Origin of the sequence: Aquibium microcysteis, assembly GCF_014495845.1 — a bacterium.
In the GTDB taxonomy this organism is placed as follows: domain Bacteria; phylum Pseudomonadota; class Alphaproteobacteria; order Rhizobiales; family Rhizobiaceae; genus Aquibium; species Aquibium microcysteis.
This window is the reverse complement of sequence record NZ_CP061080.1, coordinates 961,610-986,786: the sequence shown is the minus strand read 5'-3', so window position 1 is coordinate 986,786 and position 25,177 is coordinate 961,610. Positions and strand designations below refer to the sequence as shown.

Genomic DNA, 25,177 nt, shown 5'->3' with positions numbered 1-25,177 from the left:
GGAGGACGAGATGAAGTCGACGATGACGAGGATGGGACTGTGCGCCGCCGTGCTGGCGGGGCTGGCATTCGGCGCTCCCGCACATGCGGAAACCACGCTGCGGATCGGGACGGTGCTGGCGCCGGCGGACCCGATGGGCCAGGGCCTGGAGAAGTTCAAGGCCGACGTGGAAGCCGCGACGAAGGGCGAGGTGAAGATCGAGATCTTCCACAATTCCCAGCTCGGCGACACGACGGAGATGATCGACCAGGCCCGCGCCGGCGCCAATGTCGGCACCGTGACCGACGTCGCGCGGCTGTCGAGCTTCGTGCCGTCGCTGGCGATCATGTCGGCACCGTTCATGTTCGACACCTACGAACAGGCCGACGCCTTCGCGCTTTCTCCGGACTATCTCGCCTGGGGCGACGAGCTGAAGGAAAAGTCCGGGCTGATGATGCTGGCCTCGAACTGGTACCAGGGGCCGCGCCATCTCCTGACGCAGAAGCCGGTCGCCAGACCGGAGGATCTCGCCGGCGTCCGCATGCGCACCATCGGTGCGCCCATCTGGATCGAGACGATCCGGGCGATGGGTGCGGAACCGACACCGATGGCCTGGGGCGAGGTCTATTCGGCGCTGCAGCTCGGCGCGCTCGACGCGGCCGAGGCCCAGCCGACCGCCATCACCGGCGCCAAGCTCTACGAGGTGGTCAAGCACGTCACCAAGACGGGGCACATCCAGCTGGTGACGGCGCTGGTCGTGGGAGCGGAGGCCTGGGACCAGATTTCGGCGGAGAACCAGAAGATCGTGCGCGACCTGGCGGTGGAGAGCGGCCGCTACGCCTCCGGCCTGACCATCGCGCTCGGCGACAAGTCGCTCGCCGACGTTGCAGCGTCGGGCGTCAGCGTGTCGGATGTCGACATCGCTCCCTTCAAGGCCGCGGTGGCCGGGGTCTACGGGATGTTGAACCTAACGGCGGAAGCCGCGACAGTCGACAAGGTGCTCGGCCGCTGAGCGGCCGGCACCACCGACATCGTCCGCATCCGGCAGCAAGGGATCATCCGTGTTCAGACGCCTTGAATTCGCCTGCGCGGCCCTGCTGCTCGGCGCGGTGGTGGTGCTCGTGGGGCTCGCCGCCGTCACCCGCGCCATGGGGACGCCCATCATCTGGTCCGTCGAGATCGCACAGCTGCTGTTTCTCTGGCTGTGCATCCTGGCCATCGACCTCGCCCTCCAGGAGGAACGGCATTTCGGCCTGCGGATCGTGCAGGACAACGTGTCCCCGCGGATCGGCCGGATCGTCGAGATGATCAACCTGCTGATCATGGTTGCGCTGCTGGCATTCCTGATCCGCTACGCCTGGCGCAACACCCTGCTCATGCACACGCGGCTGGACGGGGCGCTGCAGATCAGGGGCTCCTACCTGCATGCCTCCATGGTGATCGGCTTCGCGCTGATGATCAGGAGCCTGCTCGCCAGACTGGCCCTCCTCGCACGAAAGCGTACCTGACGATGCTTCTCCTGATCGCCGGGCTCTTCGCCCTGTTCCTCCTCATCGGCATGCCGGTGGCCTTCGCGCTGGCGCTGGCCGCCTTCCCGGTGTTCGTGGCGACGGGCACGATGCCGCCCACCGTCGCGATCCAGAAGATGGTGACGGCGACGCAGAGCTTCCCGCTGCTGGCGGTGCCCTTCTTCATCTTCGCCGGCAACCTGATGAACGCCACCGGGATCACCGAGCGTCTGGTCCGGTTCGCCCGGCTGCTGACGGGTTGGATGGCGGGCGGGCTCGGGCAGGTCTCGATCCTGCTCAGCCTGATGATGGGCGGCATCTCGGGATCGGCCGTGGCCGACGCCTCGATGGAGGCGCGCCTGCTCGGCCCCTCGATGATCAGCCAGGGCGGCTACTCCAAGGCGGCGACGGCGGCGGTGCTGGCCTTCGGTTCGATCATCACCGCCACGATCCCGCCCAGCATCGGCCTGATCCTGTTCGGCTTCATCAACGAGGTGTCGATCGGCCGCCTGTTCGTGGCGGGCCTGGTGCCGGGTCTGGTGCTGACGGCGATCCTGATGGTGACGGCCTGGCTGATCGCGCGGCGCAACGGCTATGCCAGCGATCAGGCCGAACTGCCGACGCTGCGCGACCTGTGGACGAGCTTCCTCGACAGCATCTGGGCGCTCGCCTTCCCCGTCATCCTCATCGTCGGCTTCCGGTTCGGCCTGTTCACCGCGACCGAGGCCGGGGCTTTCCTCGTCGGCTATGCGCTGTTCATCGGCGTCTTCGTCTACCGCGAGCTGACATGGGAGAAGTTCTACGAAGCGACGACCGGCTCCGTCTCCGATCTCGGCATGGTGATGCTGCTGATCATGATGGCGGCGGTGCTGGGCTATGCCGTGACGATCGAACGGGGGCCGCAGCAGATCACCGAATTCGTCACGTCGCTGACGACCGAGCCCGGCTTCATCCTGCTGCTGGTCGTCGTGCTGCTGATCGTCAGCGGCATGTTCCTGGAGGGTGCGGCCAACATCCTGCTGGTGACGCCGATCGTGCTGCCCGTCCTGGTGCATGCGGGCTACGACCCGGTGCACATGGGCATCCTGATCGTGACGCTGATCAATTTCGGCGGACTGACGCCACCGGTCGGCGTGATCATGTTCACCGTCTGCGGCATTCTCGACGTTCGGACGGGTGCTTTCACCCGCGCCGCCCTGCCCTATTTCGCGGCGATGATCGTCTTCTTCCTCGTGCTCGCGCTGGTTCCGGCAGTGTCGTTGTTCCTGCCCGACCGACTGATGTAGAAGGGGACGACGATGATACGGAAGACCTCACCCGACCTGAATGCCGGTTCGTTCTCGGCGGCGCTGATGAACGCCGCCGACGATCTGTCCGGCCCGGGCGGTTCGGCTGCCGGGCGGGTCTATTCGACGCTGCGGGCGCAGATCATCTCGCTCGACCTCGAGCCGGACACAACGCTGGTCCGCAACGACATCGCGCGGACGTTCGGCGTCAGCCAGTCGCCGGTCCGCGAGGCGATCCAGCGGCTGGAACAGGAAGGGCTGGTCATCTCCTATCCGCAGTCGCGCACGGTGGTCTCCAGGATCGACGTGGCGCATGCCCGCGAGACGCAGTTCCTGCGCGTCGGCACGGAACTCGAGGTGGCGCGCGCGCTGGCGGCGGCCGGCAATCCCGCCCTGCTCGTGCCCACGACTCGGCTGCTGCGGATGCAGAAGATGGCCGGCGACGATCGCGACATCGGCGAATTCACCACGCTCGACCGGCTGTTCCACCTGTCGCTGTTCGAGGCGGCCGGCGTGCGGGCGCTGTGGCACCTGATCGCCGACCGGTCCGGGCATATCGACCGGCTGCGGCGCCTCAACCTGCCCGACCCCGGCAAGATCGCCCAGGTGATCGCGGACCACGAGGCGATCCTTTCCGCGATCGCCTCGGGCGACCCGGATGCGGTGGAGCATGCCGTCCGCACCCATCTGTCCGGCACGCTCGCCTCCGTGCAGAAGATCATCGAGCAGAACCCACACTACTTCCAGGCGAGGAGCTGAGCGTCCGGCGCTGCCCTGGAGAGGCCCGCCCTGTGTGGGCTTCCCGAGCGCCCCTCGCGGCCATCATTCCGCCGTCACCTTCCCAGCCGCATGGTGATGGCAGCCGGCAGTCCGGTAGAGGCTTTGCCCGGCGGACGCGCATAGCTGCCGCGGTCGGCGCCCTGCGGCCGCAGCCGATGCAGGGCGACGGCGTGGATGACCGCCGCCTGTACGGGATCGACGAGGATCGCCGGGACGTCGCCCGCGATGTCGCCCGCCAGGCCGGCGATCGGCGCGCCGGCGAGGATGAGGACGTCGGCCGCATCGGCCGCGCGCAGGCAGGTGCGCAGGAGCGGTTCGCGCATCTCCTCCGCGACACTCGAGATCGAACCGAATCCTTCCTCCGGCGCGAAGGTGCCGGCAAAGCGCATGGCGAGGCCTGCCCGCGCCACCTGCTCGTCGTACCAGGGCCGCATCCGCCGCGAGAAGGTGACGAAGGCGAAGCGTTCGCCGAGCGACAGCGACATGATCATGGCCGCCTCCGACAGGCCGGTAACCGGCAGATCGAACTGTTCGCGCGCCGCGTGGAGCCCCGGATCGCCGAAGGCGGCGATCACCGCCGCATCGAAGGTTCCTGCCCTTTCCGCCAGCACGTCGAGCACGCCGGCACCGGCGATCTGCGCTTCCGCGCGGGAGGAAATGTAGGGAAAGCCGGTGCCGGCGGTGACCGGGACGAGATCGACGTCGGCCGGCAGCACGCGGGACGCCGAGGCGGCCAGCCGCTGGGTCAGCGCAGCGGTGGTGTTGGGATTGAACAGCAGCAGGCGCATCAGTAGCCGAGCCTTTCCGGCAGCCAGGTGACGAGGCCGGGGAAGACCATGCACAGCACGAGCACCGCGTACATGGCGGCGATGAAGGGCCAGCTCTCGCGGACCAGCTCGCCCATCTTCACGCCGGTGATGCCGCAGACGACGAACAGCACCACGCCGACCGGCGGGGTGAGCATGCCGATGACGAGGTTCAGGACGAACAGGAAGCCGAAATGCAGCGGGTCGAGCCCGTATTGCATGGCGATCGGGTGGAACAGCGGCACGAGCATGATGTAGGCCGCGTTCGATTCCAGGAACATGCCGACGACCAGCAGCATGACCGCGATCAGGCACAGGAACAGGAACGGGTCATCGGTCAGCCCCTGCAGCAGCCCGGCCAGCTTCATCGGCAGCAGGTCGATCGTGAACAGGAACGTCACGGTGGAGGCGAAGGCGATCATGGCGCCCACCATCGCCGAGGTCTTCGCCGCGCCCAGCAGCACCTCCGGCAGGTGACCGAGTTCCAGCCTGCGGGTGACGAAGAAGCCGAGGAAGAGCGCGTAGCAGACGCCCACCGCCGCGCCCTCGGTCGGCGTGAAGATGCCGCCGACGATGCCGCCGATGACGATCACCGGCATCAGGAACACGACGAAGCTGCGCCGCGTCTGGTGCACGATGTTGGAAAGCGTCACCGGCGCGCCGGCCAGCGGATAGTCCCGCTTCCAGGCGATGAACCAGCAGAGCACCATGAAGCTCACGAAGAGGATCAGCCCCGGCACCACGCCGGACATGAACAGCCCGCCGACCGATACGCTCGACCCGGCCATGAAGGCGTAGACGATCATGGCGCCCGACGGGGGAATGATCGGCCCGAGATTGGCGGCGGCCGCCACGATGCCGGTGGAGAATCCGAGACCGTATTGCTGGCGAAGCGACGGGACCAGGGTGGACGAAAGCGCGGAGGCGTCGGCCACGGCGGCGCCCGAGACCGAAGCGAGGCCGGCGCCCGAAATGATGGTGACCTGCGCCAGACCGCCGCGCACCCGGCCGATGAAGGCGTTCGCGAAGTCCACCAGCCGCTCCATGATGCCGCCCTTGAGCATGAGCTCGCCAGCGATCATGAACAGCGGGATCGACATCAGGGGGAAGGAGTTGACGGCGTTGAGCAGGCGCGGCGCCAGCACGGCCGCATCGAAGCCTGCCAGCCACAGCCCCGCAAGCGCGGAGACGCCGAGCGAGAAGGCCAGCGGCATGCCGAGGAAGGCGAGCACCAGGAACAGGACGATGACGAAGAGGCTCATGGGCCGGTGACCTGCGGGGACAGGGCGAGACGGACAAGATGCAGCGCCGCATGTAGCGAGCCCGCGATGATGGGGAAGAAGAAGACGCTCGAGGTGATGTCGATCGACCCGAGCCGCTCCGACCAGGTGGCCGACGCCACCCCGATCGAGATCCAGGACACCACCGCCATCATCATCGCGGCGAGCGCGCTGGTCAGCCTGGCGACCAGACGGCGCAGCCTGACCGGCAGGCGCGACACGAGGAGTTCGATGCCGACATGCGTGCCGTCGCGGATGCCGAGCGGGATCGCCATGAAGATCGTCCAGACGAAGGCGATCCGGCTCACCTCGTCGGCCCAGTCGAAGGACCCGTTGAAGACGTAGCGCATGACGACCTGGGCCGCGACGACCACGACCATGAGCGCTGCGCCCGCCATGACGACGAGGCGCGCGCCGGTATCGGCGCGCGTCAGGAGCGAGGCGAGGATGCGGTCGATCGCCATCGCCTACATGCCGAGCTTCGCGGTCTCGGCGTCGAGCAGCGTCACCAGGTCCGGATCGAGCCGGGCCTTGGTTTCGGCCGCGACGCCTGCGGTCTTCTCGCGCAGCGCTGCGGCGAGTTCGGGCGAGACTTCGGTGAACACCATGCCCTTGCCGACCAGCGTTGCCAGCCCGGCAGCGTCCTGCTCGGCGGCCAGTTCGCGCTGGTAGGCGACGGCGGTCGCCATGGCCTCGCGGACCATCGCCTGCTTGCCCGCGTCGAGCCCGTCGAACCACTTCTTGTTGGCGGCCACGGAGATGAAGTCGAAGAAGTGCCCGGTGTTGGAGATGTTCTTCTGGACCTCGGCGTATCCGGCGACATTGATGATGGCGAAGGGGTTCTCCTGGCCGTCGATGACGTTCTGCTCCAGCGCCGAATAGAGCTCCTTCACGTCCATGGCCACCGGGTTGGCGCCGAGCGCGCGGAAGGTGGCGAGGTGGGTCTCGTTGGGCTGGAGGCGGATCTTGAGGCCGGCGATGTCGTCGATCGTCCGGATCGGGCGGACGTTGTTGGTCAGGTGGCGGAAGCCGAGTTCCATGTAGCCCATCGAGGTCATGCCCTCTTTGGCCAGCTTGGCGTCGAGTGCCGCGCCGACCGGACCGTCGACGATGGCGAAGGCCTGCTCGCGGCTCTGGAACTGGAACGGAAGCCCGACGACCTCGAGTTCCGGAACGGTGCGGGTCAGGTAGGCGGTGCCGACCCACATCAGCTCGATGGCGCCGATCTTGACCGCCTGCACGTTCTCGGCCGCGCCGCCGAGCTGCTGGGCGGGAAAGACGTTGACGTCGATCTCGCCGCCCGACAGGCGCTCGAGCTCCGCCTCGAACTTCGCCATCGCCAGGGACGAGGCGTGTTCGGCGGCGAAATTGCCGGCGACGCGGATAAGATCCTTCGCGTCGGCGGCGGCGACGGAAAGGGCGATGGCAGATGAAGCGATGAGCGGCAGAAGGGCTTTCATGGCATTACTCCAGGGTTGCGGCGGCAGGATGGGCTTGGACGCCGCTGCCCGGCCCGAAGGCGCGGGCGGTGCGGGCGCGGATGACGGAGGCGATTTCGGCCAGGGTGGCGGCGTGTTCCTCGGCCGGCGCGGCGGCGAGACGCTGCTCGAACGCCGCAAACAGCGACGGCAGGTCGTCGAAACGATGCAGGGCCACGATGAAGGGATGGCCGAAGCGGGCGCGGTAGCGGCGGTTCAGGTCGGCGAGACGCCGCGCGTCGGCCGGCAGCAGGGCCAGCAGGCCGAGCCGGTGCTGCTCGCCCGTCGACGCCTCGGTCATGCGCCCTTCGGCCGCCTCGCGCCCGGCCAGTTCCGGATGGACCGAAAACAGCGCACGCTGACGCTCGGCATCGGCCGAAGCGATCGTTTCAGCCAGCGCGGCCGACAGCGCTTCCGCGCTTGCAAAGGGACGGGCATCCACCACGCGGTCGACGACCCAGGGCGAGCACTCCACGAGCGGCTCCATCATGGCGACGGCCGTGTCGCGGGGCGCGGCGTTGAGGATGTCGAGAGGAGTGGTCATTCGTCCGTTCGTCCGGCTGTCGATGCAAGCAAGCTAACGGCAGGGCGACGTTGCAATCCATGACATTATCGACAATTCTGCGTACTGATTTTTGGAATGGGATTCATGGCGCTCCACCTCGTGCCCCGCAGCCTGCAATATGTCGAGGCGGTCGCCGAGCACGGCTCGATCCAGGCAGCCTCCCGCGCCGTCGGCATCGCCGCCTCGGCGATCGACCGGCAGATCAAGCTGCTGGAGGCGCGTCTCGGCGTGCAGCTGTTCGACCGCATGACGACGGGCATGTCGCTGTCGCCCGTCGGCGAGATGTTCATCGTGCTGGCGCGCCGCTGGAAGGCCGACGAGAACCGCATCTGGTCCGACGTCAAGCAGATGCAGGGCGTCGATCTCGGCCACATCAGGCTGGTCACGATGGACAGCCTGGTCAACAGCCTGCTGCCGCGCTTCCTGCAGCACGTCGCCAGCGTCTATCCCAAGGTGCGCATCGACGTGGAGATCGCGACGCCGGACGACGCGGTGGCGGTGCTCGATGCCGGCGATGCCGACGTGGCGCTCGCCTTCAACCTGCGTCCGCAGCGCGACGTCCACGTGATGTGGAGCGAGGAACTGCCGCTGCTGTGCGTCATGGCGCCGGGACATCCGCTCGCCCGGCAGACGGACGTGCGCCTGTCGCAGGTCCGCGAGCACCCGATCGCGGTGCAGAGCCCGGCACTCGCCATCCGTCGGATCCTCGAGGCGCGACACGGCTGGATGTTTGCCGGCGACCGGCCGCCGGTGGTAACGAATTCGCTGCAACTGCTGAAGCAACTGGTCGTCGCCGGCACCCATGTGGCGCTCACCTCTGAGCTCGACACGGCCCAGGAGCTGCTGGACGGTCGCCTCGTCGCGGTTCCGGTCAAGGGCGACAACGTCGTGCCGCAGAGCATCTCGCTGGCGATCAGCTCCCGCCGCACGCTGCCGCGCATCGCCACCCGTGTGGCGGATCTCCTGGCGAAGGACGTCGCGGACACCCTGGCACGCGTCAGGGCCCGGCGGGGGATGGAGCGGTAAGGAGGGTATCGGGGGCCGACCAGCGATGCTGGTCGATGCCTTAAGGATCGACACGGGCGTCCCGACGAAGCGACGGGGGATTCGTCCGCTTCACCATGCCGGAGCCCGCGGACTGATCTCTTCCTGTTCGTGCGAAAGTCCATGACCGGCGATGAACGACGCCAGGTCGGCGACGGCGCTGCTCTTCATATCCGCCGCGAACTCCGCTCCCACCTCGACCGGCCGTCCATGGCGGCGAAGCAGGTCGACCGTCATCAAGTGGGGACGAAGCGAAACGCCGACCGTGGCAAGGTGGGTTTGATCGTGTCCCTTGGAGTGGTGTAGCTTGTCACCACTGACCGCTATCGGGACGGCCCGGGCGGTTCTGCCAGTCGGCCACGGCGGGCAGGCTTTCGAGGTTATTGTCGCCCATCGGCGCGATGGTTTCCATGGCCGTCCCTACCGGCCGTACCTCTCCCGCAGATCCCGGCGCAGCACCTTGCCGTAGGCGTTCTTCGGCAGGTCGGGCAGGATGTGGACGTGCTTGGGCTTCTTGAAGCTCGCGAGGTGATCCTTGCAGAAGGCGAGCAGGGCCTGTTCGTCGAGCGCGGGATCGTCGGCGACGACGGCGACCGCGACGCTTTCGCCCCATTCGGCGTCGGGAACGCCGAAAGCGACGACCTCGCGTACGGCGGGGTGGGCGGCGAGGACGTCCTCGATCTCCTTGGGATAGATGTTGGTGCCGCCGGAGATGATGGTGTCGTGGCGGCGGTCGAGGACGCGCAGCCGGCCGCCGGAATCGAAACGGCCGAGGTCGCCGGTGTGCAGCCAGCCGCCGGCGAGCGCGCGGGCGGTCGCTTCCGGGTTGCGCCAGTAGCCCGCCATCACCACGTCGCCGCGCACGCAGATCTCACCTTCGGCGCCGTCAGGCACGTCGCGGTCGTCCTCGTCGCGGATGCGGACCTCGACGCCCGACCGCACGTAGCCGGCCGAGACCAGCGTCTCGTCGTCGGCGCCCTGATGATCACGGCCGGGGAGATAGGAGATCGTCATCGGCGCCTCGCCCTGGCCGTAGAGCTGATGGAAGATCGGTCCGAAGCGGGCGACCGCCGCGCGGACGTGCTCCAGATGGATCGCGGCACCGCCGTAGATGACGCCCCGCAGGCTGCCGATGTCGTCGCGCGGCGCGGCTTCGAGCAGGCGCACGATCATGGTGGGCGCGACGAAGGCGATGGCGGTGACGCCCAGCGCGGCGATCGTGTCGAAAACCTCGTCGGGACGGAAGCCGGCCCGGTCGTGGACGATGTTGTGCGCGCCGCGGGCGAGCGCGGGCAGGAGATAGAGCCCGCTGCCGTGCGACAGCGGTGCGACGTGGAGGACGCGGTCGGTCTGGCGGAAGTCGAACACGTCGGCGAGACAGTTGACGGAGGCGGCGACGAGGTTGCGGTGGGTGAGCGTGGCGCCCTTCGGCTTGCCGGTGGTGCCGGAGGTGTAGAAGATCCAGGCCGGATCGTCCGGCGCGACAGTCGCGGGCGCCGCCGGCGCGGTGGCAGAGGCAGGGAGATCGAAATTCTCGATGGCGATCACCTCGATCGCGTTCCCCGGCGGCAGCGCGGCAGCCAGCGCGTCAACATGCTCGGCATGGGTGAAGACGAAGCGCGGCCCGGCGTCGCCGGCGATCCAGGCGACCTCGCGCGGATGCAGCTTGGCATTGACCGGCACGGCCACCATGCCGGCGCGCATGGTCCCCATCAGCAGCACCGGATAGTCGAAGCCGTTGCGCAGGAACAGGAGCACGCGGTCGCCGGGCCGGCATCCCCTCGCCTCCAGCCATTCGCCGAAGGCGGCGCAGGCGGCGTCGAAGGCGCGATAGGTGAGACGCCGGCCGGCATGCTCGATCGCGGGTTCATCGGCACGACGGCGGACGGCGTCGGCGATCAGGGCATGGACGTTCATGGCAAGCGTTCCGCAGGATGAAGACGAGGCCGGCGGCAAACGGACGGCCTCTCGGGAAAGAGAGCGGCAAGGGACGCGGGCCGAAGCGAAGCCCCCTGCCCGCCCTCTGCGACGCGGCTACTGGCGCGTCAGCACACGGTTGCGCAGCGTGCCGATGCCTTCGACTTCCAGCTCGACGAGGTCGCCATGCTTCAGGAACTTCATGTGCTCGAGCCCGCAGCCATTGCCGACCGTGCCCGAGCCGAAGAACTCGCCCGGGTGGAGGGTCTCGGAGCGGGAGACGTAGGCGAGCAGGTCCTCGAACTTCCAGTACATCGAGGAGGTGCTGCCGCGGCCCCACTCCTCGCCGTTGACGCGGCAGACCATGGTCAGGCCGTAGGGATCCTTCAGCTCGTCGGCGGTGACCAGACAAGGACCCATGGCGTTGCCATAGTCGAAATCCTTGCCCTTGGCGGGTCCGAGCTGCCCGCCCATCTCCAGCGTCTGGGCGTCGCGGGCCGAGAAATCGTTGAAGATGGTGTAGCCGTAGATGTAGTCGCGGGCGGCGTCGCGGGCGATGTCGACGCCCTTCTTGCGGACGTAGAAGCCGAACTCCAGCTCGAAATCCATCAGGCTGGAATAGCTCGGCCAGAGCACGTCCTGGCCGTCGCCGATCACGCTGAACCGGTTGGCCTTGTAGTAGATGGGCTGGTCGTAGAAGATTTTCGGCACCGACAGTGCGCCCGTGCGCTCGAATTCGCGCATCGCCGCCTCCGGATCAGGCGACGCCGCAGCCCGCACCCGCCTTGCGGCGGCGAAGGACTGCTTCAGGTGGGTCTCGAAGCACAGGCAGTCGCGCATCTGGATCGGCACCGGGACCGGCGCCATGAGCCTGACCGCGTCGCGCGCGACGGTGGCCGCTCCGGCCTTGCCGAGGGTCTCGTAGGCGCGGTCGAGTGCGGCGTCGCCGGCCTCGATCATCGCCTGGACGGAGGCGAAGGGCGCATAGGCCTCACCGTAGGCCGCCTGGTGGGCTTCGGCGAGGTCGACGATCCGGCGGTCGCCCTCGACGAAGGCGCCGGCGCGCGGCGCGCCTTCGCGCTCGTAGGTCACGAGTTTCATTGGTCCGTCCTCCCTTGGGTCCGGCGATCGGCGGATGGCCCGTCCGGCTTCGATTACGACACGCGGCTGTAGAGAAGAGCCGCCTTCATGAGCGCCACGAGGTGCCTGGCCGTGGTCATCTCGTCCTCCGGATCGCAGCGCCCGCCAGACAGGCGGCTGATGCGGCCGGTATCGGCCATGGTGTAGACCATCACGCCGAGCATGGCCTGGTAGCCCCAGTTGATCTCCTCGATCGACCGGTCGGGCATGGCGCGCTGCAGCGCGTCGATCACCTGGTAGGCGATCGGATCGAAGAACTCGGCGACGACCTTGCGGTGGTGAGACTTCGGATCCGACACCTCGCGCGCCAGGATGCGCGCATAGCTCGAATTCTTCTCGGTGCTGCGCATGTGGAGGTTGGGGACGAGCACCGCCTTGACGATCATCTCGACCTTGCGCTCCGGGTCCGGCTCCATCTCGGCCAGGCGAAGGCCGGCGATGCGCTGGTCGACGATCATCGGCGCGCGCATCTCGAAGATCGCGCGGTAGAGCCCTTCCTTGCTGCCGAAGTGATAATTGACCAGCGCGACCGGAACGTCGGCGCGCAGCGCGATCTGGCGCACCGTGGCGCCGTCGAAGCCGTGATCGGCGAACTCGCCTTCGGCCGCCATCAGGATGCGGTTGCGGGTGCCGATGGCGTTGCGCGGCGTCGGTTCGACCACCACGACCCTGTCGCCCTCGCCGGACTTCTCGCTTCTCGCCACGTCGCACCCTTTCCGCCGGACGCCTGCCGCGCCATCACGAGCGTCATTGAACGTCATGACAGGTATCTTGTCAACCTGTTCAAATCTGCTACCGTCCTGTTCGACGGCACCGGCCGGGAGCGAGCCGCCGTCCAACCTGGGAGGAACCCGATGAACAGAAACGCTTTGCTGGGCGGCGCGGCCGCCATCGCCGTCGCCTGGGGCGCGACGCCCGTCTTCGCGCAGGAGACGATCAATCTCACCGTCGCCACCGGCCACCCCGAGGTCTTCCTCTGGGTGAAGCACATCAAGGAAACCTTCATCCCGACCGTCGACGCCGAACTGGCGAAATCGGGCGAGGTCAAGATCAACTGGACGCAGGGCTATGGCGGCACCATCGTCAAGCTCGGCTCGGAAGTTGAGGCCTTCCAGCAGGGCATCATCGACGTCGGTCAGATGAGCGGCGTCTTCAATCCCGCCACGATGGGGCTTCTCAACCTGACCTATGCCATGCCCTTCGGCCCGGCCGACGCCCGCGGCGTGACCGCCGCCGTGGAAGCCGCGCTGACGGAGACGGAAGGCGCGCTGGCGAAGCTCGAGGAGGCGACCGGCGTCGTCTACATCGGCGGCGGCATCGCCATCGACGACTACAACATCGCCTCCACCCGCGAGCTGACGAAGGTCGCCGACATGAACGGCGTCAAGCTCGGCGGCGCCGGACCCAACCTCGCCTGGCTCGCCGGCACCGGGGCCGTCGGCGTGCAGGGCAGCTACGTGTCCTTCTACAACGACATCAAGACGGGCGTGTACGACGGCAACATCGGCTGGATGACGGCCAATGTTCCCGCCAAGCTCTACGAGGTCGCGCCGAACTGGAACCTGACGCATTTCGGGGCGATGTACATCGGCGGCATGGGCGTATCGAAGATGCAGTGGGACACGTTCTCGGATGGCACCAAGGCCGCCTTCCGGACCGCCGCCGCGGCCTACACCAAGGCCTATTTCGACGAGCAGGAGGCGCGCTACGAGGCGGCGAAGAAGACGCTGGTCGAGGCGGGCGGCAAGCTGGTCGAGTTCGACCCGGCCGAGCGCACCGCCTGGATCAAGGCGCTGCCCAATCCGACCGCGGCCTGGATCAAGGCGGCCGAAGCGCGCGGAGAGCCGGCAAAGGCGGTGCTGGAAGCCTATCGCGACAAGCTGAAGGCGGCAGGCTTCACCTACGAGCGCGATTACCTAGCGGAATGAGCACAGCCGGCGCTGGCGCCGGGCTGCAGACGACACGGACGGGCGGCGCCGCGGCGCCGCCTGCACCGGCACCTGCGCGGGTGCCTGATGCCGGCGCACGAGGCGCCCGCGACCGCCCTTCCAACCGATGACGGGAACGACCCTCATGGCCGGCGAATCCGCCCTTCCTCCAGACTCAGCCCCCCTCCCCGGCCCGCCGGCCGGACCTTTCGCGCGCATCCTCGGCATCATGAATGCCCTGGGCACGCTGTGGATCATCGGGCTGATGCTGCTGATCAATGCCGACATCGTCGGCCGCAGCGCCTTCGACGCGCCGATCGCCGGCGTTCCGGAACTCGTCGCCTTCTCGATCGTCGGTATCGTCTTCCTGCAACTCGCCCATACGCTGCGCTCCGGATCGATGACCCGGTCGGACGTGCTGCTCGGCGTGCTCGAAAGCCGCGCGCCGCGGGCTCGCCTTGCCCTCTTGTGCGTCTGCCATCTCGCCGGCGGGCTGCTGATGGCGATGATCGCCTGGCGGTTCTGGCCGAGCGTCGCCGCCGCATGGCTGCATCCGGAGCGCAACTTCATGGGCAATCCGGGCTTCTTCACGATCCCGCAATGGCCGCTGTTCATCCTCGTCTTCCTCGGCATCGCCGCGACCGCGCTGCAGTTCCTCGCAGGTGCGCTCGACGACCTGCGCGCGCTGCGGGAGCGTTCGGCATGAGCGGCGTCGGCATCGCCTTCCTGTCGATCGGCCTCATGCTGGCGCTGATCTATTCGGGCATGCACGTCGCCATCGCCCTCATCCTGCTCTCCTTCGGCGGGGTCTGGCTGCTGCGCGGCAGTTTCGACATCGCCTCGAACATGCTGGTGCTGGCCTTCAAGGATTCCATCAGCGACTATCTGTTCGGCGTGGTGCCGCTGTTCGTGCTGATGGGCCTGCTGGTGGCGGTGGCGGGCATCGGGCGCGACACGTTCGAGGTGGCCGCGCAGCTGTTCCGCCGCGTGCTCGGCGGGCTCGGCATCGCCACGGTGGCCGCCAATGCCGTCTTTGCCGCGATCACCGGCATCTCGATCGCCTCGGCGGCCGTTTTCACCAAGGTGGCGGTGCCGGAGATGATCCGCCACGGCTACACGCCGCGCTTCGCGGTGGGCGTGGTCGCGGGCTCCTCGGTGCTCGGCATGCTGATCCCGCCCAGCCTGCTGTTCATTCTCTACGGCGTGCTGACGGAGCAGTCGGTCGGCTCGCTGTTCATCGCGGGCGTCATCCCCGGGACGCTGCTGGCGGTGGTCTACTGCGCCGGCATCATTGCGATGGGACGGTGGTGGCCGTCCTTCGTCGGGGCAAGACGGGCAGCGTCCTACGACACGTCGCAGGACATGGGCGTGGCCGAAATGGCCAGCAAGCTGGCGCCCATCGTCATCCTGATCGCGCTCGTGCTCGGCGGCATCTATGGCGGCTTCTTCACGCCGACGGAGGCAGGTGCCGCGGGCGCTCTCGGGGCGCTTCTGATCTCGCTCGCCAAGCGCCGGCTGACATGGGCGAGCTTCTGGCAGGTGCTGGTGCAGACCGGCCACACGACCTCGTCGATCTGCTTCCTGATCATCGGCGCCAGCCTCTACTCGCGGATGCTCGCGATGTCGGGCATGCCGGGCTGGCTGGGGTCCTACGTCGTGGAGTCCGGCATGGGCGTCACGGGGATCGTCGTGGCGCTGATGATCGTCATCATCCTGCTCGGCACGATCCTCGATTCGGCTTCGATCATGCTTCTGACGCTGCCGATCGCCCTGCCGATCCTGACCGGCACCGGCGTCGACCTGATCTGGCTCGGCGTGATGGTGGTGCTGGCGGTCGAGATCGGCCTGCTCACGCCGCCTTTCGGCATCGCCGCCTTCGTGGTGAAGGCGACACTGGGGCCCGACAGCACGGTGACGCTGGGCGACATCTTCGCCGGCGCGGCCCCCTTCGCGGCGATGATGCTGCTGGTGCTCGTGCTGGTCTTCCTCTTCCCGTGGCTCGCAACCGCGCTCGTCTGAAACCGATCGGAGTTCCCCAATGGCCAAGTGGCAATACACCAAAGGCATCCACGATCTCGGCAACGGCTGCTACGCCTACCTGCTGCCGGACGGCAGCTGGGGCTGGTCGAATGCCGGGCTGATCGTCGACGGCGACGCGTCGCTGATGGTCGACACGCTGTTCGACCTGAAGCTCACGGCCGAGATGCTCGCCGCCTACCGCGCCTCCATTCCCGCGGCGAAGGAGATCGGCATTCTCGTCAACACCCATGCGGACGGCGACCACACCTTCGGCAACCAGCTCGTCGAGGGCGCGCGCATCATCGCCACCCAGGGGACGGTGGACGACTTCGCCCGCTTCGACCCGGCGGTGGTGCAGAAGATCGTTACCAATGCCGACCAGTACGGCAGCGCAGGGGTCTTCATGAAGGAGTGCTTCCGGCCGTTCGATTTCTCCGGCATCGAGCTCACCCCGCCGACGGAAACCTTCTCGGGCACGCTCGACATCAAGGTCGGCTCCAAGACGGTGCAACTGATCGAGGTCGGCCCGTCGCATTCGCTGGGTGACGCCCTGATCTACGTGCCGGACGACAAGGTGATCTACACCGGCGACATCCTGTTCACCGAAGGCACGCCGATCGCCTGGTACGGACCCGTCGACCGCTGGATCCGGGTCTGCGACATGGTGCTCGACATGGACGTCGAGACGATCGTCGCCGGCCACGGCCCGATCTCGACCAAGGACGACGTGCGGACGATGCGCGACTATCTGCAATACGTCACCGACCGGTCACGGCCGCTCTACGAGCAAGGCATGGACTACCTGGAGGCAGCCTACAAGATCGACCTCGGCGCGTACCGCGACTGGAACGACGCCGAGCGCGTCGTCGTCACCATCCAGACCCTCTTCGACGATTTCGGCCAGGCGCCGGAGCGTCCGGCGCGCGCGCCGATCCCCTATTTCGCGGAGATGAAGGGCTTCCGCCACCATCTCGGCCGCGGACCGGTGCACGAGGCTTATTGCAAGGCCTGCGGGCTTCTCCATCGCGGCTGACGCCGAAGGCCGCCCGCTTCATGCGTCGCCGGCGGGCAGCGGCCGCAACCGGCTGCGCCCGTCAGCACGCCGCGCTCCGAATGGCGGGCCAAGCGGGCGGCCGGCTCTCCCGGGTGGTCGGCCTGCCACGGCCCGCAGACGATCAGAAACAGCCGCCTGCACCGGCCGCTCCGCCGAACCTGTAGGCCAGCATCGCCTTGAGCGCGTGCTGGCTGGTCGTCGTGCCGAAGGAGCCGTCATAGTTCACCTGCATCCTGCCGCCGGACTGCGAGCAGTAGAGATCGAGGCCCGCCTCGATCTCGAACCGCGCCTGGTCGAAGGGTTCGACGATCTCGATCGGGTCGAGCCCGTCGGGTGCCGCGATGAACTGCGTCCGTGCAGACCAGGAGTCCTGCGGCGAGAGCGCGACGCCGCCGCGAACGAAGCCGCTCAGGGTCGCCCCCGAAGCGAGCGCGACCGTGCGATTGACTTCCAGACGCGGTGTGACGACGAAGGCCGACTGCCACAGGGACGGATAGGTCAGGTTGGCGAGGCCGACACCGGTCTCGTCGCGCTCACGCGAGTACATGAAGTAACCGTCGAGATCGAGATAGGACACCATCTCGAAGCCGCCGAAGGCCTGGACGTGGCTGAACCGCAGCCGCGGGTTGAGCGAGAGTATGTCGGGATTGCTTCTCGCGATGCCGTCGATGCCTTCGAACTCGACCGTCTTCTCGGAGAACAGCGGATACTCCTGATCGTTCTCGTCGTAGGCGATGCCGTCGAAACTCGTGTAGGTCTGCTGAAAGCCGTCGACCTCGACATGCCGCCGTGCGCGCCAGGCGCCATAGGAACCGGCGGCCACGAAGGTCATCCCGAACGGACCGTTGCGGTAGTCTGCCGAGAGGCTGGCGGAGTGGATGTTGCCCTTCAGGTCGGAGAGCGTTTCTCCGTGCCGGATCTGGCTGGATGCCGTCTCGGTGGTGCCCAGGGCGAAGCCGGCGGCCCAGTGATCGTTCACCACGCCCTGCAGGCCGAAGGCCAGGGACCGCCAGTCATCCTCGTTCGCGGGGCTGTCCTGGACAACCTCGCGACTGGCCTCGCCCCCGACGACGTCGGCCCAGACGCAGTTGCGCCGGTCGTCGGGATCTGTCTGCCCGGCCGGGCATGACGCCGAGAGGTCGAGGAACTCCGACGAACGCTGCTGCGTCATTGCGAACAGATGCGGCGCCTGGTGCGGCGTCAGCGTGATGACCGCGTCGCCGAGCGCCTGGTGGTCGGGCTGCAGCCGCAGCAGATTGACGAGATAATTGAAGGGATCGTCGACGTCGATCGCCTGCTCGATCGCGTCGATGCCCTCGCCCATCCGCCAGACGTTGGGATCGGTGGTGCCTGATGCCGGATCCTGGAGGAGGTCGAGGAAGGCCGGCTTCTCGGCGAGGAGGACGAGGTCCTGGCCGGTCACAGGATTGTCCTCGACCTCGACGCTGAAGATGAAGCCGACGGCCGGAGGCGTGAGCGTCGGCGTGAAGCCCTGGTCGGTGACGCCGCCGTCGGCATGGACGATGACGTAGCCGTCATTGGAGAACGCCTTGTCGATCGACAGAAGCAGGAGCGGACCCGCGCCGTCGACGGTGGCGGTCTCGTTCACCGAGATCAGGTCGGTCACCTTCGTGTCGTCGGCATTCTGCTGATTGAGGTCGATGTCGATGTAGTAGAAGCCGGAATCGGCCAGCACGAGGTGGCTTCCGACCGACGTCGTCAGGACGCGCCCCCGATCGCCGGGTGCGAGGAAGCCTTCGTTGGTGAGGTAACCGCCCATGCCCAGCTTCACGAAGGCATCGGAAATGAACAGCGCCCCGGCTTCATTGGTCAGATTGTTGGTGCCGCCGCCGAGATCGACATTGCCGATGATGTTGCTGGTCCGGGTGACCCCGTCCGTCAGGGCATAGTCATCCACGAAGCCTGCGCCGCGCGCCCGGTTGAAGACGTCCTCGTTGCCGATGCCGCCGAGAACGGCCAGACCGTCGATCCGCGGCAGCACGTTGGGCGCGGCCAGACTGCCCTGCGCGTAGAGCGTTCCGTTGCTGGACAGAAGGTTCTCGTCGCCATCGGCGAACTGGACCGCAGCTCCCGTCCCGTCGGCCGCCCAGACGAGGCCGATGCCGTTGCCGTCCGTGCCGTTGTGGTCGACGACGATGTCGACGTCGCCATTGGCCGTGCCGCCGGCGCTCTGGCCGTAGATGCCGACGCTGTCTTCGCCCGCCACGACGACGTTGCGGGTCTGGGTGACCGAGACCCTGCCGGCCGTGCCGGGCTTGCCGACGCTGCCGGCGAAGGCTTTCAGGTCCGGATCGTCGATGTCCGTGCCATAGAGCCCCGAACCGACGATCCCGCCGCCGCCCGCGATCGACTGCACCACGATGCCGTGGGCGCCGTAGCCGTCCGTCCGGACGTCGCCATAGCTGTAGAGCGTGGCATCGCCGCCATTGCCGCCCGCGCTGGCTCCGGCGGCAGTGATCGTCACGGGGGTGAGCGAGAAACCGTCCTGGCCGAGCAGCAGGCCGTCGGAATAGACGCCGGTCAGGCCGCCACCGCCGCCGATCGACTGGACGACGATGCCCATGGCCCCGGCGCCGCCGGTCTCGACGCCATGGGCCGTCACGGTGACGTCGCCACCTTCGCCGCCGGCACCGTCCGTGCCGCTTCCGAGCGTGATTTCGACGCCCTCGCCCAGCACGAGACCATCGAGGAACGCGACATTGGCGATGCCGCCGCCGCCGCCGATGGACTGGGCGACGATGCCGTGGCTGAGCGCGCCGGAGGTGGTCACCTGCTCCTCGGCCGTCAGGGTCGAGGCCGGTCCGGCATCGCCGACGAAAGGACCGTCGGTGTGCTGCGATCCCCCGAGCACGATGTCGAGCAGCTTGCCGCCGTTGACGATCGACTCCACCGTGATGGTGCCGACGCCGCCGCCGCCGCCGATGGTCTGGGCGACGATGCCGATGGCGTTGTGGTTCCCGGTCGTGACGGTCCCTTCGGCGGTCATGTCGAAGCCGCCGCCGCTGCCGGTGCCGTCGAAGCCGGCGCCTTCCGAATAGCCGCCGACGCTGAGGATGAAGCTGTCCTCGCCGGTGGGATTGAGCTCGAGTTCCTCGGCGGTCATCGCGTTGACGCCGCCGCCGCCGCCGACCGACTGGGCGATGAGACCGATCGAGCCGAGGCCCGTCGTGGTCGTCGGGTTGCCGTAGGTGATGGTCACTGCCTGGCCGTTCTCCGACAGCGCACCGTTGGAGCCCACGTCGACGACGACGTCGCTGCCGAAGAAGCTCAGGGCGCCCATGACGGTGCCCATGGCGCCGCCGCCGCCGCCGATCGCCTGGGCGAGCAGCCCGTAGGCGAGATTGCCGCTGGTGACCGTGGTCTCGCCATCGATGGTAACCGTGACGGTTCCTTGCGTGCCGCCCTGCGGCAGACATTCCGCGAACTGCAGGCTCAGGCAGGTTTCCGTGATGCTCTTGGAGCCGAGGCTCAGCTTGACGCCGTCCGAATCTCCCGCGCCGGTGCCGATCCCGATCGCCAAGCCGCCCCAGCCGCCGCTGCCGCCGACCGACTGCGCGAAGACGGCCGAGGAATTCGCGCCGGTCGTGGTGATGCTGCCGTTGCTGGTAACCGTGACGTCGCCGCCATTGCCGCCCGCCCCGCCGTCGCCGCCGACGGCGCTCTCCATCGTGCCGTTGATGTCGAGACCGCCGGCGATGCCGCCCGAGCCGCCGCCGCCGCCCACCGACTGGGCGAAGATGCCGAAGGCATTGTCGCCGTGGACGACGATCACGCCGTCGTTCTCGACGATCACCTCGCCGCCATTGCCGCCCGCGCCGCCGCCGCCGCCGCCGACCTCGCTCGAACCGCTGTCGCCGCTCATCGTGACACCGGCCGCGATGGCGATGCCGCCACTGCCGCCGCCGCCGCCGACCGACTGGGCGATGATTCCGTGCGAGAAGTCGCCATGGGTCTCGATGTAACCGAAATTGTCGACGCGCACGTCGCCGCCGTCGCCGCCGCCGCTGCCGTCGCCGCCGACGCTGTTGGCGACGGCCTGGCTGTCCCCGACCGAGGCCGCGATCGAGAATCCGCCCGATCCGCCGCCACCGCCCACCGACTGGGCGAAGACGCCCGCCGCATTGGCCCCGCGCGTGACGATGGTGCCGTAGTTCGTGACGTGGACCTCGCCGCCGGCACCGCCCTCCCCGCCGCCGCCGCCGCCGACCTCGTTCTCGGCGGTGCCGTCGACCGCGATGCTCAGACCGCCGGAGAACCCGCCCGTGCCGCCGCCGCCGCCGACCGACTGCGCGAAGACGCCGACCGCGCCGTCGCCGAAGGTCCGGATCAGCGGAAACAGCAGATTGTCCTGCGCCCCGACCGTCACCGTCACGGTGCCGCCGTCGCCGCCGCCGCTGGCATCGCCGCCGACGCTGTCGACCTTGGAATCCGCCTCGAGCGAACCGCCGAGGCCGATCGAAAAGCCGCCATTGCCGCCACCGCCGCCGATCGACTGCGCCAGGACGCCGTGCGACAGCGCGCCGAAGGTCGTGATCGCCTCGTTGACCTCGACCGTCACCTCGCCGCCGCTGCCGGCCGCTCCGCCCTTGCCGCCGACGCTCTTGGTGTCGGCATCCGACTTCATCGAGCCGCCGAAGCCGATGGAGAAGCCGCCACTGCCGCCGCCGCCGCCGACCGACTGCGCGAAGAGGCCGATGGAGTTGTCGGCGCGCGTGATGATGGTGCCGTTGGAGGTGACGTCGACCGATCCGCCGTCGCCGCCGCCGGCACCCTCGCCGCCCGTGGTGCTGGCCGAGGCGTCTCCTTCCATCGTGATCGCGACCGCGCCGCTGAACCCGCCCGTGCCGCCGCCGCCGCCGATCGACTGGGCGAGAATGCCGTGCGAACCGACGCCTGCGGCGATCTCGCGGTCTCCGATCAGCGCGAAAGCGCCGCCCGTGATGATGGCGGCGTCGTTGACGACGATGACGTCACCCGCATTCTGCGCCGTGCCGCCGGTCCCGCCCACCGCATTGGCGTAGGAATCGCTCTTGAGCGAGAAGCTCGCGCCGATGCTGAAGCCGCCCGTGCCGCCGCCGCCGGCGACGGACTGGGCCAGGATGCCGTGCGACTGCTGCCCGCTGGTGGTGATGGTGCCGAAGACGTCGGTCACCGTCACCGTCCCGCTGCCGCCACCCGTGCCGCCGTCGCCGCCCATCGCCATGACGGCGGCGGTCGACTTGATCGAGCCCGACGCGCCGATGCTGAAGCCGCCGGTGCCGCCGCCGCCGCCGACGGACTGGGCAAGGATGCCGGCGGCATTGTCGCCGCTCGTGCGGATGTCGCCGGAATGATGGACGGTGACGTCGTTGCCTTCCGATCCTTCGCCGCCCGCCCCGCCGAAGGATGCCGCGCCGGCCGCCCCCTGCACGCTGAAGGCGAGCGACCCGGAGAATCCGCCGGTGCCCCCGCCGCCGCCGATCGACTGGGCCAGGATGCCGTTCGAGCCGTCGCCGGTCGTCGTGATGTTGCCGGTGTTGTCGACCGTCACCACGCCGCCCATAGCGCCGACACCGCCGTCGCCGCCGAAGGCGAGGCTCGCCGCCGGACCCTGGAGCGCGACACCCACGGCGACGCTGAAGCCGCCGTTGCCGCCGCCGCCGCCGATGGACTGCGCCAGGATGCCGTGCGACATGTCGCCGTCGGTGCGGATACCGGCCGCGTCGGCGACGGTGCTCACCACGTCGACCGTGCCGCCGCCATTGCCCTCCCCGCCGGTTCCGCCGAAACCGAGAGACAGGCTTCCCACCATGGCCGCCGAGCCGGTGATGGCGAAGCCGCCCGAGCCACCGCCGCCGCCGATGCTGCTGGCCAGAATGCCGTGCGACTGGGTGCAATCGGCGCAGCCGGTCCGAATGGTCGCGAAATTGTTGACGTCGACCTCGCCTCCGGCGCCGCCCTTGCCGCCGGTGCCGCCCATGCCGAGCGCCACGGAGCCACCGGTCGATGCCGACACGGCCACCGTGAAGCCGCCGCTGCCGCCGCCGCCGCCGATCGATTCGGCGACGATGCCGGAGGAGAACGAGCCGCCGGTCATGATCTCGCCATTGGCACCGGCGTAGACCACGCCGCCGTCGCCGCCGTCGCCGCCGCTGCCGCCGAAGGTCAGCGTCACGTTGCCATAGGGCGCGCCCGCCGCGCCGATCGCGAAACCGCCGCTGCCGCCGCCACCGCCGACGGACTGCGCCAGGATACCGGCCGAGCGATCGCCCTTCGTCTCGATCCTGGCACCGGCCGAACCGGCGGTGTTGCCTTCGTTGACGGCCACGTCGCCGCCGCCGCCGCCCTTGCCGCCGCTGCCGCCGACGGCCACGGTCACGAACACGCCGACGCCGAGCGAATTGCCGCCGGCGCCGCCGCCGCCGCCGACGCTCTGCGCGAAGATCGCCGCCGAATCATTCTCTTCCGTCGTGATGTCGCCGGAATTGCCGACGGTGACCTTCTTGCCGCTGCCGCCTTCGGCACCGGCTCCGCCGATCGACACCAGACCGCCGGAGAAGCCGCCGTCGCCGCCGCCGCCGCCGACCGACTGGGCGAAGATGCCGCGCGCGAACACGCCCGACGTGAACAGGGTGCCGCTGTTGGTGACCGTCACGGTCTCGCCGCTGCCGCCGCTGCCGCCTTCGCCGCCGATCGAGACGAGCCCTCCGGAGACCCCGCCGCTGCCGCCGCCGCCGCCGACCGACTGCGCGTAGACGGCATCCGAACGGTCGCCATGGGTGGTGATCGACTGCGCGTTGGTCACGACCACCACGCCGCCGGCGCTCGACGAACTGCCGCCGCCGCCGATCGAGACCAGGCCGCCGGAATTGCCGCCGTCACCGCCGCCGCCGCCGACCGACTGGGCGAAGATGCCCTTGGAATTGTTGCCCTGGGTCTCGATGTGGCCAGCCCCGTCGTTGGTGACGGTCACGGCACCGCCCGCCCCGCCGACCGACCCCTCGGCGCCCAGCGCGACCAGTCCGCCGGCCGAACCGCCGGATCCGCCGCCGCCGCCGATCGACTGCGCCAGGATACCGTGCGAGCCGGCTTCGTCGGTTTCGATGATTCCCTGGTTGTTCACGATGACCGTGCCGCCGGGGCCGGCGCTGGCCGCGTCGCCGCCGAAGGCGACCAGCCCGCCGCCGCTGCCGCCATCGCCGCCGAAGCCGCCGACCGACTGGGCGAAGATGCCGATGGAATAGCCTCCCTGGGTGTGGATAGTGCCGAAATTGTCGACGGTGACCGCGGCGCCCGGAGCTGCCGTTCCGCCGCCGCCGGCTTCGGCCCAGATGCCGCCCGCGTCGCCGCCGGCACCGGCCCGGCCGCCGGAACTCTGGGCGAAGATGCCGTGGGCCGACTCGCCATCGGTCGAGATCGTCGAGTAGCTGGTGATGCTGACCGCACCGCCGCCGGCCGCGGCACCGCCGGTGCCGCCTTCGGCATCGACGCCGCCGGCATCGCCGCCCACCCCACCGTTGCCGCCGATGCTCTGGCCGAGAATGCCGTGCGCGAAATCTCCGGACGTGACGATCTCGCCCGAACTGTCGATCGTCACGGTGCCGCCCGCCCCGCCGGCGCCGCCGGTTCCGCCGTAGCCGCCGAGGCCGTAGCCGTCGCCGCCGCTTCCGCCGTAGCCGCCAAGGCTGATGCCGACGACGCCCTTGCCGCCGCCCGACGTGATGATGTCGAAGGAGCCGCCGGCATAGTCGATGGTCAGGTTCGCGCCTGCGGTGCCCGGGTTGCCCGGATCGCCGTCGCAGACGATCCCGATGTCGCAGTCGTCACCGCCGCCGCCGTCGGGCCGCGGCGCGGTGACCAGGGAAACGCCGGCCACGCCTGCGGCCGGGAGAATGTCGGCAGTCAGGCCGTTGACGTTCAGCGTGGTAACCGCCGGTGCCGTGTACTGCGCGCCACCCGCCGGCGGATCGACGCAGTCCATGGTCGCGCCCGTCGGCACGCAGGCCGCTTCCGCCACGCCCGTGCCCCCAACCAGGAGGAGAAGCGCACAGATGCAGACGAAAGCAGGAAAGCAGACATGCCGCCAGCGACTGGCCGACAGAACAAACGCGTGAAGAAGTCGGCCGAAGACCGTCTCCTTCTCGCCATCTGGCGAGCGGGGGACTTGTCGGACTTCGAGACGCAACATCGGCAACCGCAACGCACTGCGCACGACTGACCTCCAATGCTGCATCGCCGCTCCAAGCCGGGCGAACACAACGGGCCGAATCCGAATGGATTAAGATTAGACAAGTTGCTATCCGCGTCAAGCGCAACCGGTAATCTTTCTCATTTGTTATTCTGAACTTTCGTCGTCTGAGTTTTTCGGAAGCGTGATTGCACGGTCGGGCAGC

At 68.6% G+C, this 25,177-nt stretch carries 19 protein-coding genes; 10 read left to right on the top strand and 9 right to left on the bottom strand.

Features of this window, described 5'->3' with window-relative positions:
- Positions 1 to 10 precede the first annotated feature (10 nt).
- From IAI54_RS04430 to IAI54_RS04415, 4 genes are read left to right on the top strand one after another with little or no spacing between them, the layout of a single operon-like run.
- On the top strand, positions 11 to 991 hold the full coding sequence (locus tag IAI54_RS04430; RefSeq protein WP_210321209.1) for a C4-dicarboxylate TRAP transporter substrate-binding protein: 981 nt from the start codon (positions 11 to 13) through the stop codon (positions 989 to 991).
- Positions 992 to 1,040: 49 nt separating this feature from the next.
- Positions 1,041 to 1,487, top strand: coding sequence for a TRAP transporter small permease (locus tag IAI54_RS04425; RefSeq protein WP_187971203.1), 447 nt, complete (start codon positions 1,041 to 1,043; stop codon positions 1,485 to 1,487).
- Positions 1,488 to 1,489: 2 nt separating this feature from the next.
- Positions 1,490 to 2,773 carry a TRAP transporter large permease gene (locus IAI54_RS04420; RefSeq protein ID WP_187971202.1) on the top strand — a complete coding sequence of 428 codons (1,284 nt, stop codon included), beginning with the start codon at positions 1,490 to 1,492 and terminating at the stop codon, positions 2,771 to 2,773.
- A gap of 12 nt (positions 2,774 to 2,785) precedes the next feature.
- Complete coding sequence (locus tag IAI54_RS04415) at positions 2,786 to 3,532, top strand: GntR family transcriptional regulator (RefSeq protein ID WP_210321208.1); 747 nt, start codon at positions 2,786 to 2,788, stop codon at positions 3,530 to 3,532.
- Between the two features lie 74 nt (positions 3,533 to 3,606).
- On the opposite strand, the gene IAI54_RS04410 is transcribed toward IAI54_RS04415, so the two are convergent.
- The 5 genes from IAI54_RS04410 to uraD are packed head-to-tail and all read right to left on the bottom strand — an operon-like array spanning position 3,607 to position 7,661.
- Complete coding sequence (locus IAI54_RS04410) at positions 3,607 to 4,341, bottom strand: aspartate/glutamate racemase family protein (RefSeq protein WP_187971201.1); 735 nt, start codon at positions 4,339 to 4,341, stop codon at positions 3,607 to 3,609.
- Complete coding sequence (locus IAI54_RS04405; RefSeq protein ID WP_187971200.1) at positions 4,341 to 5,621, bottom strand: TRAP transporter large permease; 1,281 nt, start codon at positions 5,619 to 5,621, stop codon at positions 4,341 to 4,343. The genes IAI54_RS04410 and IAI54_RS04405 overlap by 1 nt, the downstream gene beginning before the upstream one ends.
- Positions 5,618 to 6,103 carry a TRAP transporter small permease gene (locus IAI54_RS04400; RefSeq protein ID WP_187971199.1) on the bottom strand — a complete coding sequence of 162 codons (486 nt, stop codon included), beginning with the start codon at positions 6,101 to 6,103 and terminating at the stop codon, positions 5,618 to 5,620. The genes IAI54_RS04405 and IAI54_RS04400 overlap by 4 nt, the downstream gene beginning before the upstream one ends.
- 3 nt (positions 6,104 to 6,106) lie before the next feature.
- The gene (locus IAI54_RS04395; RefSeq protein ID WP_187971198.1) at positions 6,107 to 7,099 is read right to left on the bottom strand and encodes a TRAP transporter substrate-binding protein; all 993 of its coding nucleotides are present in this window, start codon (positions 7,097 to 7,099) and stop codon (positions 6,107 to 6,109) included.
- A gap of 4 nt (positions 7,100 to 7,103) precedes the next feature.
- Positions 7,104 to 7,661: a 2-oxo-4-hydroxy-4-carboxy-5-ureidoimidazoline decarboxylase gene (gene uraD, locus IAI54_RS04390; RefSeq protein WP_187971197.1), complete on the bottom strand. Its 558-nt coding sequence runs from the start codon at positions 7,659 to 7,661 to the stop codon at positions 7,104 to 7,106.
- Positions 7,662 to 7,766: 105 nt separating this feature from the next.
- On the opposite strand from uraD, the gene IAI54_RS04385 reads away from it, so the two are divergent.
- Both IAI54_RS04385 and IAI54_RS04380 read left to right on the top strand, forming a co-directional pair.
- Positions 7,767 to 8,708: a LysR family transcriptional regulator gene (locus IAI54_RS04385; protein WP_187971196.1), complete on the top strand. Its 942-nt coding sequence runs from the start codon at positions 7,767 to 7,769 to the stop codon at positions 8,706 to 8,708.
- A 141-nt stretch (positions 8,709 to 8,849) separates the two neighbouring features.
- Complete coding sequence (locus tag IAI54_RS04380) at positions 8,850 to 9,032, top strand: hypothetical protein (protein ID WP_187971195.1); 183 nt, start codon at positions 8,850 to 8,852, stop codon at positions 9,030 to 9,032.
- 114 nt (positions 9,033 to 9,146) lie between these two features.
- Here IAI54_RS04380 and IAI54_RS04375 read toward each other — a convergent pair whose 3' ends face one another.
- From IAI54_RS04375 to IAI54_RS04365, 3 genes are all read right to left on the bottom strand, one after another.
- Positions 9,147 to 10,643 (bottom strand): class I adenylate-forming enzyme family protein, encoded by a 1,497-nt coding sequence (locus IAI54_RS04375; protein ID WP_187971194.1) that lies wholly within the window; start codon positions 10,641 to 10,643, stop codon positions 9,147 to 9,149.
- A 117-nt stretch (positions 10,644 to 10,760) separates the two neighbouring features.
- Positions 10,761 to 11,744, bottom strand: coding sequence for a fumarylacetoacetate hydrolase family protein (locus IAI54_RS04370; RefSeq protein ID WP_187971193.1), 984 nt, complete (start codon positions 11,742 to 11,744; stop codon positions 10,761 to 10,763).
- Positions 11,745 to 11,797: 53 nt separating this feature from the next.
- Positions 11,798 to 12,487 (bottom strand): TetR/AcrR family transcriptional regulator, encoded by a 690-nt coding sequence (locus IAI54_RS04365; protein ID WP_235679247.1) that lies wholly within the window; start codon positions 12,485 to 12,487, stop codon positions 11,798 to 11,800.
- Between the two features lie 150 nt (positions 12,488 to 12,637).
- On the opposite strand from IAI54_RS04365, the gene IAI54_RS04360 reads away from it, so the two are divergent.
- From IAI54_RS04360 to IAI54_RS04345, 4 genes are all read left to right on the top strand, one after another.
- The gene (locus IAI54_RS04360; protein WP_187971191.1) at positions 12,638 to 13,711 is read left to right on the top strand and encodes a type 2 periplasmic-binding domain-containing protein; all 1,074 of its coding nucleotides are present in this window, start codon (positions 12,638 to 12,640) and stop codon (positions 13,709 to 13,711) included.
- A gap of 145 nt (positions 13,712 to 13,856) precedes the next feature.
- Positions 13,857 to 14,417, top strand: coding sequence for a TRAP transporter small permease subunit (locus IAI54_RS04355; RefSeq protein WP_235679246.1), 561 nt, complete (start codon positions 13,857 to 13,859; stop codon positions 14,415 to 14,417).
- Complete coding sequence (locus IAI54_RS04350) at positions 14,414 to 15,730, top strand: TRAP transporter large permease (RefSeq protein ID WP_187971190.1); 1,317 nt, start codon at positions 14,414 to 14,416, stop codon at positions 15,728 to 15,730. The genes IAI54_RS04355 and IAI54_RS04350 overlap by 4 nt, the downstream gene beginning before the upstream one ends.
- 19 nt (positions 15,731 to 15,749) lie before the next feature.
- Positions 15,750 to 16,763, top strand: coding sequence for an MBL fold metallo-hydrolase (locus tag IAI54_RS04345; RefSeq protein ID WP_187971189.1), 1,014 nt, complete (start codon positions 15,750 to 15,752; stop codon positions 16,761 to 16,763).
- Between the two features lie 142 nt (positions 16,764 to 16,905).
- On the opposite strand, the gene IAI54_RS04340 is transcribed toward IAI54_RS04345, so the two are convergent.
- Positions 16,906 to 24,801 carry a hypothetical protein gene (locus tag IAI54_RS04340; protein WP_187971188.1) on the bottom strand — a complete coding sequence of 2,632 codons (7,896 nt, stop codon included), beginning with the start codon at positions 24,799 to 24,801 and terminating at the stop codon, positions 16,906 to 16,908.
- Positions 24,802 to 25,177 lie beyond the last annotated feature (376 nt).

Bases quoted from the DNA above. Each gene is read 5' to 3' on its own strand.
- IAI54_RS04430 (WP_210321209.1), top strand. From the start codon at position 11: ATGAAGTCGACGATGACGAGGATGGGACTGTGCGCCGCCGTGCTGGCG.
- IAI54_RS04420 (WP_187971202.1), top strand. From the start codon at position 1,490: ATGCTTCTCCTGATCGCCGGGCTCTTCGCCCTGTTCCTCCTCATCGGC.
- IAI54_RS04415 (WP_210321208.1), top strand. From the start codon at position 2,786: ATGATACGGAAGACCTCACCCGACCTGAATGCCGGTTCGTTCTCGGCG.
- IAI54_RS04410 (WP_187971201.1), bottom strand. From the start codon at position 4,341: ATGCGCCTGCTGCTGTTCAATCCCAACACCACCGCTGCGCTGACCCAG.
- IAI54_RS04405 (WP_187971200.1), bottom strand. From the start codon at position 5,621: ATGAGCCTCTTCGTCATCGTCCTGTTCCTGGTGCTCGCCTTCCTCGGC.
- IAI54_RS04400 (WP_187971199.1), bottom strand. From the start codon at position 6,103: ATGGCGATCGACCGCATCCTCGCCTCGCTCCTGACGCGCGCCGATACC.
- IAI54_RS04395 (WP_187971198.1), bottom strand. From the start codon at position 7,099: ATGAAAGCCCTTCTGCCGCTCATCGCTTCATCTGCCATCGCCCTTTCC.
- uraD (WP_187971197.1), bottom strand. From the start codon at position 7,661: ATGACCACTCCTCTCGACATCCTCAACGCCGCGCCCCGCGACACGGCC.
- IAI54_RS04385 (WP_187971196.1), top strand. From the start codon at position 7,767: ATGGCGCTCCACCTCGTGCCCCGCAGCCTGCAATATGTCGAGGCGGTC.
- IAI54_RS04380 (WP_187971195.1), top strand. From the start codon at position 8,850: ATGACCGGCGATGAACGACGCCAGGTCGGCGACGGCGCTGCTCTTCAT.
- IAI54_RS04375 (WP_187971194.1), bottom strand. From the start codon at position 10,643: ATGAACGTCCATGCCCTGATCGCCGACGCCGTCCGCCGTCGTGCCGAT.
- IAI54_RS04370 (WP_187971193.1), bottom strand. From the start codon at position 11,744: ATGAAACTCGTGACCTACGAGCGCGAAGGCGCGCCGCGCGCCGGCGCC.
- IAI54_RS04360 (WP_187971191.1), top strand. From the start codon at position 12,638: ATGAACAGAAACGCTTTGCTGGGCGGCGCGGCCGCCATCGCCGTCGCC.
- IAI54_RS04355 (WP_235679246.1), top strand. From the start codon at position 13,857: ATGGCCGGCGAATCCGCCCTTCCTCCAGACTCAGCCCCCCTCCCCGGC.
- IAI54_RS04350 (WP_187971190.1), top strand. From the start codon at position 14,414: ATGAGCGGCGTCGGCATCGCCTTCCTGTCGATCGGCCTCATGCTGGCG.
- IAI54_RS04345 (WP_187971189.1), top strand. From the start codon at position 15,750: ATGGCCAAGTGGCAATACACCAAAGGCATCCACGATCTCGGCAACGGC.